This window comes from Methylophaga sp. UBA3192, assembly GCA_002363955.1.
GTDB lineage: Bacteria > Pseudomonadota > Gammaproteobacteria > Nitrosococcales > Methylophagaceae > Methylophaga.
On record DEXE01000003.1, the window covers coordinates 553,102 to 567,746 of the forward strand.

The window sequence follows — 14,645 nt, forward strand, 5'->3', positions numbered from 1 at the left end:
ATCTAACTTTTTTCCTCAATCAGAATATCTTCCATCAGCTCAGGCTTTTCAACTATCTCTTCTGGCATAGCAGAAGAATGATGATTAACAATCAACCATTCACCATCATTTTGACGTTCATAAACAAAGCTATAACGGGCCTGAACCTTTTTTTCCTGTTCTTGTTTTGTCAATGTAAAAGTATAAATACCGGTATTTATAGCAACATTGCCGTTGATAGAAATATGCTGTTTGTCAATCCGGCCATTAGGTTGCAATACCAGGAAATAGTCAAAATAGTCACGAATTCCATCATGGTCGGTTCGAATGGTGTTTGATAACGTCGGTAAAAGCACAGCATCATTTGCGTAATAAGCTGTCACTGTGGCGGAATCTCCGGTCTGCAGGGCGTTGTTCCAGCGATCAAACAGATATTCAATTTCAGCTTCGCTGGCCTGAACATCTTTTACCTCTGGTTCCGGCGCACAGGCCATCAGCATCAAGCCCAAAAATATAAGAAAACCCGGTTTGAGTATGCGCGTGAGTGGGAATGCATTTTTTGTCATAGTTATATTCTCCAATGCCGTTTATAGACTCTCCCTTATCAAAACCGATAAATTTCGATTCAGATGGTGTTTGACCGTACCACTTTTCGTTATCTCCGTGAAGTTACTGCGTTTTATTAGGTTCCAGGGTCTGGAAAAATGAAAGCTAACAAGCTTTCATTAGTTTAATTATTCTTACATTTGGCTTTAAACTGTTGCCAAATTTATTCAGGATCGCACAATGCAAGCACATTACTTTCAGCACGTGCCATTTGAAGGCTTGGGCAGTATTGAAACCTGGTTCAATAAAAATGGTTATCAAATCAGTTCTACGGCGTTTTATCGGCAAGCCGTATTACCCGAAATCAGCGATGTGGATTATCTGGTGGTAATGGGCGGGCCAATGAGTGTGAATGATGAGGCTGGGTATCCCTGGCTAAAAGCTGAAAAGCAGTTTATACGGCAATTTATCGCAACGGGTAAACCTGTATTGGGGATTTGTCTGGGCGCACAGCTGATTGCCAGTGCAATGGGCGCCAGAGTGACTCCCAATAATGAAAAAGAAATTGGCTGGTGGCCGATTCAGGCTGTAGCAAATGTGAATTCATCTTTATTCACGTTTCCCGAAATGGCACTGGTTTTTCACTGGCATGGTGAAACATTTGATTTACCTGAAGGTGCTGAGCGAATCGCTGAGAGTTATGGCTGTCGCAATCAGGCGTTTCAGTTAGGAAAATCGGTGATTGGCTTGCAATTCCATCTTGAAACTACGGAGGCTTCTGCCCAGGCGATTGTTGAGAACTGTGCTGATGAGCTGGTACCTGCACCGTATGTGCAATCCGAGGGTGAAATACTATCTGCCGGTCCACCAAAATATCAGAGCATCAATCAGTTAATGGGCGCCGTACTGGAGTATTTACATACCGCAACAAAACATCCAGATAACGAAAGGCTTGCTGATTATGACTGAAAATCAACGGCTGGAACGATATCTCCACCAACATATCCCGTTATCAGCAGCCATGCAGGTATCGGTGCGGGAGATCACCCCGCAGACACTGACGTTATGTGCGCCGATTGCCCCGAATATTAATCATCAGGAAACCGTGTTTGGCGGTAGTGCTTCGACGCTGGCGATTCTTTCAGCCTGGTCGTTGTTGCAGACCCGTTTGGCAGAAGAGGGGCTGGCTTCCCGTTTGGTGATTCAACGCAATGAGATGGCTTATCTCAAGCCCATGACCGCAGATTTTTCCGCCACGGCCGCATTGAGGGATGAACATGATTGGCCAGGCTTTCTCAAAATGCTGCGACGCAAAGGAAAGGCCCGTATTCGTTTAACGGCTGTTTTATATTCCGGAGGCATCCTGGCAGGAAAGTTTTCGGGAGAATATGTTGCACTGCAGGATTTCCAATAGAATGACCCAATCAGTCAGACAATAGCTGGATGGATGACTGATACACTCGGCACAACAAAGCCAGCAACGAAGCACGGAGCCAGGATTCTATGTCGGTCAAACAGCCCTTTGTCTATCCGGAAATGCGATTGGTATTTATTTTATTGATTACCTGTTTTGCTGCCTGGGGCGTGGCTGCCAATATGACCGATCCATTGGTTAAGGTATTCAGTCAAATCTTTGCTATGAGCACCGTACAATCTGCGTTGGTACAGTTTGCCTATTACGGGGCGTATTTTTGTCTGGCAATACCAGCTGCATTTATCAATCGCCGATATTCCTATAAAACCGGTGTTTTATGCGGTTTAGGTTTGGCCGTAATAGGCGCTTTAGCGTTTTATCCCGCCAGTCTGGCAATGAATTATCATTATTTTCTTGCGGCGTTATTTATTCTCGCGTCAGGCTTATCGATTCTGGAAACGTCGGCTAATCCGTTTGTGATGGCGATGGGCCCGATGGAAAATGCCACACGCAGACTAAATCTGGCGCAGGCCTTTAATCCCGTGGGTACCAATCTTGGGGTGTTTCTTGCCGCCACCTTGATTCTGCCGAATTTGCATATTGCTGAAGCGGCTGATCGGGCATTAATGACGGTCGAAGAATTACAGCTGGTACAAGGCGCCGAGCTCAAAGCCGTGATGTTGCCCTATGTCAGTATGGCATTGGCATTATTGTTGATCTGGCTGATGATTTTATTTTCAAAAGTGCCGCAACCGCGAGAAGCCGTCGCTTCGAGCATCAGTGAGTTACATTTCACTCAGACGCTGAAACGATTGATGGCCAATCCTCATTACCGGTTTGGCGTGATCGCACAATTTTTTAACGTAGCGGCGCAAGTCTGTGCCTGGACTTTTACCATTCAATACGTGCAGCAGGCAATCGGTGGAACAGCGGCCGATGCCAGCGTTTATCTGCAATACAGTTTGCTGGTGTTTCTGGTGTCACGCTTTGCGATGACATGGTTGATGGGCTATGTTCGTCCCACCGTGCTGATGACAATACTGGCAATAACAGGATCGGCGTTATGCTTGTTTGCGATGCTGAACCCGACTATTTCCGGGGTTTGGGCTGTCGTGTCGATATCTGCCTGTTTATCGCTTATGTTCCCGACTATTTACGGAGTGGCATTAAAAGGTTTAGGCGAAGATACCAAATTCGGGGCCGCTGGACTGGTGATGGCGATTCTTGGCGGAGCGCTTTTGCCGTTAGTTCAAGGTGCATTCATTGATGTGTTTACTACGGCGATTTCTTATGTTGTCCCCGGTATCTGCTTTCTGGTGGTCGCTGCCTATGGTTATTTTGATGTACGTTCTAAGAGAGTGTGTTAGAAAACATTAAAAATTTTGAGACACACTTACGGCAATCAAACCAAACACGATCAATGCAATAAGGACACTGATGGTTTTAGTGGTTTTTCCGGGAGCTTTACTCAGTTTAATGGGCGAGTTTCTGGTTTTTAAGGATGCTTCACGAGTGACATTGATAGCCCGGGTTTTACCCTCTGGGGTGGTTTCTATTGCAAAATCCAGTGTTTCGCCGACTTTAGGACGTGGGCTACCACTCGGAAAAGCAGAAATATGTACAAATACTTCCTGTTGATTATGCTCACAGAGAATAAAGCCAAACCCCCTGTCATCTTTCCACTTGATTAACTTGCCATGCATTTTGATATCAGTTTCTGTAAATAATTTAAGCCAGGCACCATAACAGAGTTATTGGTCTGGAGGAATGCTGGACAATCACTGCCCACGCGGATTAATGATGACAGTCATGATTGCTGCCGAGCAGACAGAAACTGGCATCATCCGCTGACTCCAGCTGAATCGTTGCATGCTCAATAGCAAAGTGATCGTGTAAATCATGTTGTAGCTGGGATAAAAAAGCGTTATCCAGCGGACTGCCTTTTACCACCAGATGCACAGTTAACGCTGTTTCACTGGTACTTAACGGCCAGACATGTAAATCATGCAACGAGTCTACCTGATCACAATCCAGTAAATACTGCTGGATTTTTTGCAGATCCACATTTTCTGGCACGGCGTCCATCGCGTAATTTAACGATTCACGTAATAAACGCCAGGTACCAATCAGAATAATCATCACGATCAGCAAGCTGACCAGCGGATCAATCCATAACCAGTTTTTAAACAGAATAAAAATCCCGGCAATAACAACACCAAGCGATACTGCTGCATCAGCGGCCATATGCAGAAAAGCACCACGAATATTCAAGTCATGCTGCTGCCCTTTGAAAAATAACAGTGCGGTAATCGTGTTGATGACGACACCGATACTGGCCACTACGATTACCGTCATACCCTGAACCGGCTGCGGATTGAACATTCTGTTGATGGATTCCCAGGCAATGCCGCCCAACGCAATTAACAACATAATGGAACTGAGTAAGGCTGCCATAACGGTGGCTTTGCGAAAGCCATACGTGCGTTTTTCGGTGGCGGCTTTTTTGGCCAGAACGCTGGCACCCCAGGCGAGCAACAAGCTCACTACATCGCTTAAGTTATGTCCTGCATCGGCCAGTAAAGCCATTGAACCAGCCAAAATGCCATAGCTGGCTTCAATAATGACAAACACCACATTTAATAAAATACCAATCGCAAAAGCGCGATTATAGTTAGCGACCTGATGGTGATGTGGGTGACTGTGTTCCATGTTGCATCCGGGATCGATTAATAACAAAGCGGATGGCTACGTGAGCTTAATAATTCAATTCTGCCAGATTTTCCGCTTGGCAAGGATCACGGTTATTAACGTATATGTCTATAAAAAATGCTGTAACAAATCATGAACCACTCTGGCGTAACGCATTGATGATACGGTTCTGTTCTTCTTCCCCATAAAAGCTCGGATCATCAAACAAATCGCGTTGTTGTTGATCAAACATCATGTTCAACGCCTGGGCACTGGTTTGCACCATGGGTTCAAAATGGGCGCTCTTACCGCTGACCAGGTCGATGACATGGCGTCGACGGTAAGTCGTATAACCAGCAAGCATCAATAACACGATTCCAATATAAACCGGTAGACCATGAGCGCCAACTACGGTCATTAACCAACCAGCAATAATCGGCGCAAATGCACAGCCTGCACCATGCAAAACCAACATATCAGATGAGCCGGAGACAATTTCATCGGGATGCAGCTGATCAATTAACTGAGCAACTGCCAACGGATAAATGGAAAACGACAAACCGCCCCAGAGAAAAAAGATGCCGAACAGGAAGCGTTGTGAAGGAGCGATAGTCATTAATAGCGCCAGTATCGCTGCCATGATCACCACCCAGGTCATCACTTTAGGTCGGTCATGTTTATCGGAATAACGTCCAATAGGGATTTGTAAAACAGCGCCACCGATAATCGTCAAGCTCATAATCGTCGCAATGCCGCTGATGCCATAACCCAGTTGAGTGGCATAAATGGGTGTCATTGCCCAGAAAGCCCCCATGGCCAATCCTGACAAAAATGCGCCGGCAACTGCCAGAGGCGCAATTTTCAATAACGTTTTAAGACTGCTTTTAGGTCTTTCAGTGGCAATATTCGGTTGATTACGTCGCGTTAATGTTAATGGCAGAATCGCCCAGCTCACCAGAATGGATACCAGAGCGAATAATAAAAATCCTTCTGGCGAATCAAGATGCAGCATCTGTTGTGCAACGGCAAGTGCGCCCAGGTTGACCACCATATAAAACGCAAAGATTCGGCCACGTTCATGGCTGGCGGCCTGACTGTTAAGCCAGCTTTCAATCACCGTCATCAGTGTGATGTATGCCAGACCATAAAAAAAGCGAAAGCCCATCCAGGCCCATTGATCAATAACGATAATATGTAACAGAGTGGTGGTGGCACAGACTGAGGCGCAGAAAGCAAAGGTGCGAATATGTCCCATCCGGCGAATTAAACGACCGCTGACCCAGGTACCACAGATAAATCCGACGAAATAGGCCGACATGATCATGCCCATCACGGCACTGGTAAAGCCTTCACTGGTCCCGCGCAGAGTGAGCAGAGTACTGATCAACCCATTACCAAGTAGCAGCAGAGCGACGCTCCACAATATTGATTGAATGGGTTTTAGCAGTGTCAGAGATTGCATGTTGTGCTCCTTCTCTTTCTCTGAATGTCCGTTTTGTTTCTTAATGAATCAACACGCACCAAAATAAGGCTGTGATTGACTTGGATAAAGATAGCGTTCCGGAGTGCGATGCATGACTAAAACCGCATTCTATCGGCCTTCACAGGCTAAACCTGCTCTCCGGATTCTCCTGCTCTGAAGATTGTTTAAAGACACATGCAATTGTCGAACCGCATGAAAATGTTGAGAGATGCGCAGATTGACGATGGCCTGTTGATCTTTCATCGCCACAAACGCCGAAGCGGTTCTGAGAGATCAACAGGCCATCGTGCCGGGTATGGAAGGATATTTAACCAATCAGGCTGTGATACAGCGGAATACCGATGATGACATTAAAAGGGAAAGTCAGCCCCAGTGCTGCCAGCATGGCTAATCCAATATCCGCTTGTGGAATGGCCGAGCGAACAGCCACTGGCGCGGCAATATAGGAAGCACTGGCTGTCAAACTTGCCAGAATTAATACAGAGCCATTAGGCAGGCCAAGCAATTTACCGGTGAACAATCCTGCCAGGGCCAGAATGGTCGGAGCGACGATGGCAAAAATCACCACCGGAATTTTATCGCGGGATAATTTGCTCAACGCTTCTGCGGCGACAATTCCCATTTCCAGGAGGAACAGGGCCAGTACGCCCATAAATGCACCGGTGTATAGATCGGTCACCCCAGCCCCTTGCCTCGGACCGTACATCCAGCCGATTATCACGCCCCCAACCAGCAAAATCACGCCTCTATTGGTTAAAGACTCGTGCAATATGCTCAGCATGCCACCGGATGAGGCTTGTTTAACACCACTAAAATGCCTGTACAGCATTAAACCGATAACAATAGCGGGTAATTCCAGTAACACCAGGTAAAGGGTGACCTGACCACCGATAATCATTTGATTGCTCTCGGCATAAGCGAGTGCAACAGCAAAGGTACCGGCACTGACCGAACCATAATGTGCAGCAAAACTGGCACTGTCTGCCAGGTTCAAACGCACCACTTTCCACAGCAGGGGAAATAAAATCAGCGGTATCAAAAAACCTAACAAGGCAACTGATAGCAGTTCTGGTAGCAGGCCCCAGCCCATATTGCCATGTAAGGCCATACCACCCTTGAGACCAATGGTCAGCATTAAAAGCAGACTTAAAACATCGTAAGCCGCTTTGGGAATAGCCAGATCGGATTTAACCAGACCACCGACTAAACCTAACAAGAAAAACATGACAACTATGTCAGGCACAAGCACTCCTTGAAATTAGACCTTAGGCAAGAAGCCTATTGTAACGATCTAACCAGATATCTCCGAAAAAATATTCAATAGAGGAAATTTGATAGGGCTTGTTTTTAAAATTCAAACGCTGCAATGAGCGGCGCATGGTCTGATAACATTTTCCAGGAGGAGTGGGGAGGGCATTCGCAAAAAGTGGGCTCAAGGCCACGATAATAAATACGATCCATTTTAAAAATCGGCATCCATGACGGCCATGTACGGGCATGTCTTTTGTGCAGAGTCCGAAAGGCTTCTTTCAAATCAAGGCGTTGAGTGAAGTGTTTTTCCGCCTGACCATTCCAGTCATTAAAATCACCGGCAACAATCAGTGGCGCATTATGGGGAACATGCTCATCGATACGTTCACACAGCGTTTGCAGCTGGCGTTTACGTTCGGTTCCAGTCAGACCAAGATGCAGACAGACGATATGAAGTTCATTTTGGGTATCGGGAATATGAATGACGCCGTGTAACAAACTACGGCTGGCCCAGGAATACGGAGAAACATTGATATTTTCCCAGCTTTGCAGGGCATATTTACTGAGAATGGCATTGCCATGATGCCCCACGCTATACACCGCATTTTTGGCATAGGCAAAATGCGGCCACATATCTTCAGCAATAAAGTCACAGTGAGGACAATCCGGCCAATGCTGATGTTTCTGCTGATGACCTATGTGTTCACCCTGAATTTCCTGCAACAGCATAATATCGGCATCCGCTTTTCGCAGGGCTTCCCGCATTTCATGCAGGATGAACTGCCGATTGCCGGTATTAAAGCCTTTGTGCAGGTTATAAGTCAGGATTCTAAGTGATTGTTTGGACATTCCATCTCTGAAAAAAGCTTAAAGTAATACAGTAACATCTCTTTTGGGTAGAAAATATGACCTATATTAAGTCCATTGAATCGTAACCAAAAAAAACGCCGGTTCAACGATGAACCGACGTTATGTAATGTGGCTTATGTAATAGCGATCAGAGAATCAAGGTTGTACCTCGGGAAGTTCTTCCGGATCTTTTTTTGCCAGTTTCACTTCACATTCCGGGGATGCAACCATTTTTTCCGATGAACTCACTAATAAGGAATTTTCCAGGAAGTTGCGACCGACCAGAATCGGGAACGTCATACGACTGCGGTCAGCCAGCGTAAAGCGGCTTTCTTCATAATGATTACCTACACATAAGCCCATTTCTACAACATAACGGGTTTGTTTGCCGCTGGCCTGTTTGATAGTCACTTTATCCACGATTGGGCGTGTCAGGATATGTTCATTATCTTCGTGATCTATAAATGTGAAACGGATCCGTTCCTCCCCGTTTTCTTCGAAAACCCGGGTATTAACGGCATACATTGAGTTTGTTGCAGCTCCCGTATCAATCCGTGCTTTGGTCTGGATTTCGCCAGGAAATAATGTAACGATTTCCTCATGGCCCAGAACCGATTGTTCTTCAATATCGACTTTGTTTTCATTGGCATGGGCTGTGAAGCCGAAAGCCAATAACAAGCTCAAAGTGAGTTTACGCATGCTGTCTATCCTTTTCATTTTTTTCTGGAATTGGGTGGGCATCATGGCCGAAAACAGGCTAACACATTAACGTTAAATCGAAGCTTAAATGCGTTTAAATGCCTGAATTCTCAAATTTTTACGATTTTTGCTATGTCGTACTCTTGATATCCAATCCTGCTAACCCCATCTGTGAGCTATCGTTAAAACAGCCAGATGGAGGCAACACAGAAATGGGCGTTGATGCACATAAGGAAACAATGGGTTTCCAGACAGAAGTTAAACAACTTCTCAACCTGATGATTCATTCGCTTTACAGCAACAAAGAGATCTTTCTGCGTGAGCTGATTTCCAATGCGGCCGATGCTGCCGACAAGTTGCGTTTTGAAGCCTTGTCCGATGATGCTTTATATGAAGAAGATGGCGATCTGAATATTCGCGTCGCTTTTGATAAAGAAGCCCGTACCATCACCATCAGTGATAATGGTATTGGCATGACCCGTCAGGAAGTTATCGACAATATCGGTACCATTGCCCGTAGCGGTACCAAAGCATTTTTCGGACAGTTAACCGGTGATCAAGCCAAAGATTCACAGTTGATTGGCCAGTTTGGTGTGGGTTTTTATTCCGCATTTATTGTTGCTGATAAGGTGACACTGAAAACCCGCCGTGCCGGCACCACCAAAGAACATGGTGTGATGTGGGAGTCAGCCGGAGAAGGTGAGTTTAATATTGAAACCATTGAAAAGCCGACACGTGGAACGGAAGTGACGCTGCACCTGCGTGAAGGTGAAGACGAGTTTCTTAATGGCTGGCGTCTGCGTAACGTGATTCGTAAATATTCCGATCACATCAATCTGCCAATCGTTATGTTGAAAGAGCCTGTGCCTGATGAAGAAGGCAACATCGATGAAAGCATTATCGAAGATGAAACCGTCAATAAAGCCACGGCATTATGGACGTTGTCTAAAAACGACATTACTGAAGAGCAGTACAAAGAGTTCTACAAACAAATCGCCCACGACTTCCAGGATCCAATGAGCTGGAGCCATAATAAAGTCGAAGGTAATACCGAATACACTTCACTACTGTATATCCCATCCAAAGCACCTTTTGATCTGTGGGATCGTGACCGCATGCACGGCATCAAGCTGTATGTAAAACGTGTCTTCATCATGGAAGACAGCGAACAGCTGATGCCTCGCTATCTGCGTTTTATTCGCGGAGTGATTGATACCAACGATCTGCCATTAAACGTATCGCGTGAAATTCTGCAAAGCAGCAAAGTCATCGACACTATTCGTGCCGCTTCAGTGAAGAAAATTCTCTCTGAACTGAACAAAATGGCGAATAACGAACCGGAACAATATGCTGAATTCTGGAAAGAATTCGGTCAGGTGATCAAAGAAGGTCCGGGCGAAGACTTTGCCAACAAAGAAACGTTGGCGAAATTACTGCGTTTTGCCAGCACCGAATCCGGCAATGACGAGCAAACTGTTTCCCTGGAAGACTATGTCAGCCGGATGAAAGACAAGCAGGACAAAATCTATTACATCACTGCCGAAAGCTATGCGGCGGCGAAAAACAGCCCGCATCTGGAAGTGTTCCGTAAGAAAGGTATTGAAGTCCTGTTGCTGACGGATCGTGTCGATGAATGGCTGGTCAATTCTTTGACCGACTTTGATGGCAAACACCTGCAATCGGTTGCTAAAGGCGATCTGGATCTGGGTGAGCTGGAAGACGAGGAAGAGAAAAAAGCCCACGAAGAAGTTGAGAAAAACTTCGAAGATCTGGTTGAGCGGGTCAAGAAAACACTGGATGATAAAGTCAAAGATGTACGTATCACTCATCGTCTGACCGATTCACCCGCCTGTCTGGTAGCCGATCATTACGATATGAGCGGTAATCTGGAACGTATGCTGAAAGCGGCTGGCCAACAGGTCTCTGCCAGCAAACCGATTCTGGAACTCAATCCGGAACATCCAATGGTCGCCAAACTGAAAGATGAACAGAACGACGAACAATTCGGTGACTGGACTTCAATCCTGTTTGACCAGGCCTTATTGGCCGAAGGCGGACAACTGGAAGATCCGGCCAGCTTCGTGAAAAAACTGAACGCAATGCTATTGCAACGCGCTTAATCTGAAATCAGCCCATTACTCTGAGTTGTACGAGTAATGGGCTTTTTCATCATATCTTCCCCTGACTGCTTAAACTTAAAGCCTAATTTTCGGCTCTAAAAACATTTGTTCATGGTAGGTTGGGTTGAAGCATGTAACCCAACAATCCACCCCTGTTTTCATCACACTTGCCAAAACCCCACGATCGAATCACAATCTAATTCCTCGAAAAAAAACACTCTAACCATCGCGAAGGACAGCGCTGATGAATATCACTAAAAAACAGCTTGATTCAGCTGTTAAACAACAGCTTATCTCCCAGGATCAGGCAGAAAAGCTATTCGAATTATTTAAATCCCAACCATCGTCTGGTCCCAGTTTTGACTTTACCCATGTGCTTTATTATATGGGCGGCTTGATTGCCATTGGGGCGATGACCCTGTTTATGACCCTGGGCTGGGAAAGCTTTGGTGGCTGGGGGATATTCTTTATCAGTCTGGCGTATGCCGGTGTGGGACTCAAACTGGCTAATCGGTTTCAAACAAAAGGTTATGCCATTCCTGCCGGGATTTGTGCGACGTTTGTGGTGGCACTGACACCGCTGGCTCTTTATGGCTTACAGCAAGGGATGGGCTGGTGGCCGGATGCGAGTGTTTATCGTGATTACCATCGTTATATCCAGTGGCATTGGTTATATATGGAATTGGGTACACTGATAGTGGGCGCGGTGATTTTTTATCGCTACCGTTATCCGTTTTTATTAATGCCGATTGCCGTGACACTATGGTATCTGTCGATGGATATTGCCGCCATGATGGTTGGTGGCTATGCCAACTTTGAACTGCGTGCTTTGGTGTCGATGTACTTTGGTCTGGCGATGACACTGTTTGCGTTCTGGGTAGATATGCGGGGTTACAAATCAGGTGATTATGCTTTCTGGTTATATCTGTTTGGTGTGATAGCGTTCTGGGGCGGTATGACCTCACAATACTCTGATAGTGAGTTGGCTAAATTCATCTATTTCAGTATTAATCTGTTGATGATTGGTATTGGTGTAGTGATATCACGGCGGGTATTTGTGGTATTCGGTGCACTGGGCTCGGCCTTTTACCTTGGGCATCTTGCCAATGTGGTTTTCAAGGACAGTCTGCTGTTTCCTATTGCACTGACCGCTATCGGTCTTGGGCTGATTTATCTGGGTGTTTTGTGGCAGAAACATGAACAACAAATCAGTGAGAGCATTCAGGCCCATCTGCCAGTTACACTAAGAGAATTTCTAGCTGCTAAAAAACGCTGAATGCAGATGCTTAAAGCAGATTCCTGCTTTAAGCATTTATGGCTTGATCTTCTTCACCATAAGCCCCACTTGTTATCAGATACGTTAAAATGCCGGTTAATCCCCGGTATTTTTATTTGCCACATAACCACCCGCTAGATGCAGTATGAGGAATCATCATGCAAGACGACGCCATTCAGGCAGATCATTTACAACGTTTTATTTTTGATAATGCCGCTATTCGTGGGGAATGGGTGCAACTCAAGCAAACCTGGCAGATCGTTAAAGTTCAGCGCGAATACCCACCGGCAGTGGCTTCCTTGCTGGGGCAAATGCTCTCTGCTGCGGCATTACTGGCTGAGACCGTCAAAATGTCGGGTCGACTGGTGTTGCAATGCCGTTCTGATGGTCCGGTTTCGCTGCTTATGGTTGAATGTACCAGTGACCATACTTTACGAGGTCTGGCGAACTGGGAGGGGGAAATTGCTGATGACGCCACCATGCAGGAGTTGTTAGGTGAGGGGAATCTGGCGATTACCATTGAAAATGTAGAAGCCAAGCAACCCTACCAAGGTATTGTCAGTGTGCAGGGCGAAACGATTGCGGAAATGCTGGAAGTATATTTTGCTCAATCCGAGCAATTAAAAACCCGTATCTGGTTAGCCACAGATGAACACACTGCCGGCGGTTTGATGCTTCAGCAATTACCCGAGCAGGATCCCGAACAACATGATGAGAACTGGACCCGAATCAATTTTCTGGCCGAAACAGTCACGAATGAAGAACTGTTGAATCTGGATGCAGTCTCCTTGTTATATCGATTATTTCATGAAGAAATGGTGCGTTTATTGAGTACAACCATGCTGGAATTTGCCTGTACCTGTTCACGTCAACGGGTGGCTGATACTATCAAGCTGCTGGGGCGACAGGAAGCAGAAGATATCATTGCCGAACGTGGCTTTGTCGAACTGGCCTGTGAGTTCTGTAACACGCATTATCAGTTTGATCCGGTGGATGTGGCGGGGTTATTCAGTGACCCGCTGAATATCCAGAATGATTCAGATACTTTGCATTAACCTGGAATAAACATGGCGCATATTGTCATTATCGGTGCGAGTACCGGTGGTTTACCGGCTGCTTATGAATGCCGGGCAGCTTTAGACAAAACACACCATATCAGCGTGGTATCCAATACACCGATTTTTCACTTTGTACCCAGCAATCCCTGGGTAGCCGTGGGCTGGCGAAAGCGTGCTGATATCAGCTTTGAACTGGTATCCGTGTTATCCAGTAAAAACATCGATTTCTACGACTCTGGCGCCACCAAAATCAAACCCGCCACTAATCAGGTTTTGCTGGGTGATAACACCATTCTCAATTACGACTATCTGATTATTGCTACCGGTCCCAAACTGGCCTTTGATGAAATCGAAGGTTTTGGTCCGCAAGCCCATACCCATTCCATCTGCACGGTGAGCCATGCTGAAGACAGCTATCATGCCTGGCGTCATTTATTGAAAAATCCTGGTCCAATTGTCGTGGGTGCAGTGCAAGGGGCTTCCTGTTTTGGTCCCGCCTACGAATTTGCCTTCATCATGAACCGGGCATTACGCAAAGCCAAAGTACGGGATCGGGTACCGATGACATTTGTCACGCCGGAGCCTTATATCGGCCACATGGGCTTGGGGGGAGTTGGTGATTCCAAAGGACTGTTTGAATCCGAATTTCGTAAAAACGATATCAAGTGGATCACCAATGCCCGGGTTAAGTCCATCAGCAAAGGCAAAATGCTGGTCGAGCAGGTGGATGATAATGCTGAGACCATCAAAACCCATCAACTGGCGTTTGATTACAGTATGTTAATTCCAGCATTTAAGGGTGTCGACTGTGTTGCAAATCTGAGTGAGGATTTGGTCAACCCACGAGGCTTTCTGAAAGTCGATGAATTTCAGCGTAATCCTGCTTACCCGAATATCTATGGTGTCGGTGTCTGTGTGGCGATTCCACCAGTTGAAGCGACAGCTTTACCGGTGGGCGTACCCAAAACCGGCTATATGATTGAAAGTATGGCGAAAGCTGCCGTAGCCAATATTCAGGCTGCCTTAGAAGAGCGTCCAATTGAAACACGGGCCAGTTTGAATGCGGTGTGTCTGGCCGATATGGGGCATACCGGTGCCGCGTTTGTTGCCTTACCACAAATTCCACCACGCAATCTGGCCTGGATGAAAAAAGGCCGTTGGGTGCAAATAGCGAAAATCGCCTTTGAAAAATACTTTCTGTTCCGTATGAAACGCGGATTGCCTGAATCCTTCTACGAACGCTGTCTGCTACGTTGTTTCGGGATCAGCAAAATTAAATAAT

Annotated in this window: 14 protein-coding genes; 7 read left to right on the plus strand and 7 right to left on the minus strand. The window is 46.1% G+C overall.

What is annotated here, in order from left to right; all coding sequences use genetic code 11:
* Nucleotides 1-2 precede the first annotated feature (2 nt).
* The gene (locus tag B2337_RS04295) at nucleotides 3-545 is read right to left on the minus strand and encodes an SgcJ/EcaC family oxidoreductase (RefSeq protein WP_292414076.1); all 543 of its coding nucleotides are present in this window, start codon (nucleotides 543-545) and stop codon (nucleotides 3-5) included.
* Between the two features lie 220 nt (nucleotides 546-765).
* Here B2337_RS04295 and B2337_RS04300 point away from each other — a divergent pair, with 220 nt between their 5' ends.
* From B2337_RS04300 to fucP, 3 genes are all read left to right on the plus strand, one after another.
* Nucleotides 766-1,494, plus strand: coding sequence for a type 1 glutamine amidotransferase (locus tag B2337_RS04300; RefSeq protein WP_292414078.1), 729 nt, complete (start codon nucleotides 766-768; stop codon nucleotides 1,492-1,494).
* Nucleotides 1,487-1,939: a thioesterase domain-containing protein gene (locus tag B2337_RS04305; protein ID WP_292414079.1), complete on the plus strand. Its 453-nt coding sequence runs from the start codon at nucleotides 1,487-1,489 to the stop codon at nucleotides 1,937-1,939. The genes B2337_RS04300 and B2337_RS04305 overlap by 8 nt, the downstream gene beginning before the upstream one ends.
* Before the next feature lie 89 nt (nucleotides 1,940-2,028).
* Complete coding sequence (gene fucP / locus B2337_RS04310) at nucleotides 2,029-3,306, plus strand: L-fucose:H+ symporter permease (RefSeq protein ID WP_292362444.1); 1,278 nt, start codon at nucleotides 2,029-2,031, stop codon at nucleotides 3,304-3,306.
* A gap of 6 nt (nucleotides 3,307-3,312) precedes the next feature.
* On the opposite strand, the gene B2337_RS04315 is transcribed toward fucP, so the two are convergent.
* The 6 genes from B2337_RS04315 to B2337_RS04340 form a co-directional block, all read right to left on the minus strand.
* Nucleotides 3,313-3,642, minus strand: a complete 330-nt coding sequence (locus B2337_RS04315) for a cold shock domain-containing protein (RefSeq protein WP_292362445.1) — start codon at nucleotides 3,640-3,642, stop codon at nucleotides 3,313-3,315.
* Between the two features lie 91 nt (nucleotides 3,643-3,733).
* Nucleotides 3,734-4,648, minus strand: a complete 915-nt coding sequence (locus B2337_RS04320) for a cation diffusion facilitator family transporter (RefSeq protein ID WP_292362446.1) — start codon at nucleotides 4,646-4,648, stop codon at nucleotides 3,734-3,736.
* 130 nt (nucleotides 4,649-4,778) lie between these two features.
* Nucleotides 4,779-6,089, minus strand: a complete 1,311-nt coding sequence (locus B2337_RS04325; RefSeq protein ID WP_292362447.1) for an MFS transporter — start codon at nucleotides 6,087-6,089, stop codon at nucleotides 4,779-4,781.
* A gap of 328 nt (nucleotides 6,090-6,417) precedes the next feature.
* Nucleotides 6,418-7,353, minus strand: coding sequence for a sodium-dependent bicarbonate transport family permease (locus tag B2337_RS04330; protein ID WP_292362448.1), 936 nt, complete (start codon nucleotides 7,351-7,353; stop codon nucleotides 6,418-6,420).
* A gap of 104 nt (nucleotides 7,354-7,457) precedes the next feature.
* Nucleotides 7,458-8,210: an endonuclease/exonuclease/phosphatase family protein gene (locus B2337_RS04335; RefSeq protein ID WP_292362449.1), complete on the minus strand. Its 753-nt coding sequence runs from the start codon at nucleotides 8,208-8,210 to the stop codon at nucleotides 7,458-7,460.
* A gap of 156 nt (nucleotides 8,211-8,366) precedes the next feature.
* On the minus strand, nucleotides 8,367-8,909 hold the full coding sequence (locus tag B2337_RS04340) for an ATP-dependent zinc protease (protein ID WP_292414081.1): 543 nt from the start codon (nucleotides 8,907-8,909) through the stop codon (nucleotides 8,367-8,369).
* A gap of 212 nt (nucleotides 8,910-9,121) precedes the next feature.
* On the opposite strand from B2337_RS04340, the gene htpG reads away from it, so the two are divergent.
* The 4 genes from htpG to B2337_RS04360 all read left to right on the plus strand — a co-directional run bounded on the left by htpG (nucleotide 9,122) and on the right by B2337_RS04360 (nucleotide 14,644).
* Nucleotides 9,122-11,029, plus strand: a complete 1,908-nt coding sequence (htpG, locus tag B2337_RS04345) for a molecular chaperone HtpG (protein ID WP_292362451.1) — start codon at nucleotides 9,122-9,124, stop codon at nucleotides 11,027-11,029.
* A 244-nt stretch (nucleotides 11,030-11,273) separates the two neighbouring features.
* Nucleotides 11,274-12,305, plus strand: coding sequence for a DUF2157 domain-containing protein (locus B2337_RS04350; RefSeq protein WP_292742489.1), 1,032 nt, complete (start codon nucleotides 11,274-11,276; stop codon nucleotides 12,303-12,305).
* Nucleotides 12,306-12,463: 158 nt separating this feature from the next.
* The gene (hslO, locus tag B2337_RS04355) at nucleotides 12,464-13,360 is read left to right on the plus strand and encodes an Hsp33 family molecular chaperone HslO (RefSeq protein WP_292362453.1); all 897 of its coding nucleotides are present in this window, start codon (nucleotides 12,464-12,466) and stop codon (nucleotides 13,358-13,360) included.
* A gap of 12 nt (nucleotides 13,361-13,372) precedes the next feature.
* The gene (locus B2337_RS04360; protein ID WP_292362455.1) at nucleotides 13,373-14,644 is read left to right on the plus strand and encodes an NAD(P)/FAD-dependent oxidoreductase; all 1,272 of its coding nucleotides are present in this window, start codon (nucleotides 13,373-13,375) and stop codon (nucleotides 14,642-14,644) included.
* Nucleotide 14,645: the final 1 nt, after the last annotated feature.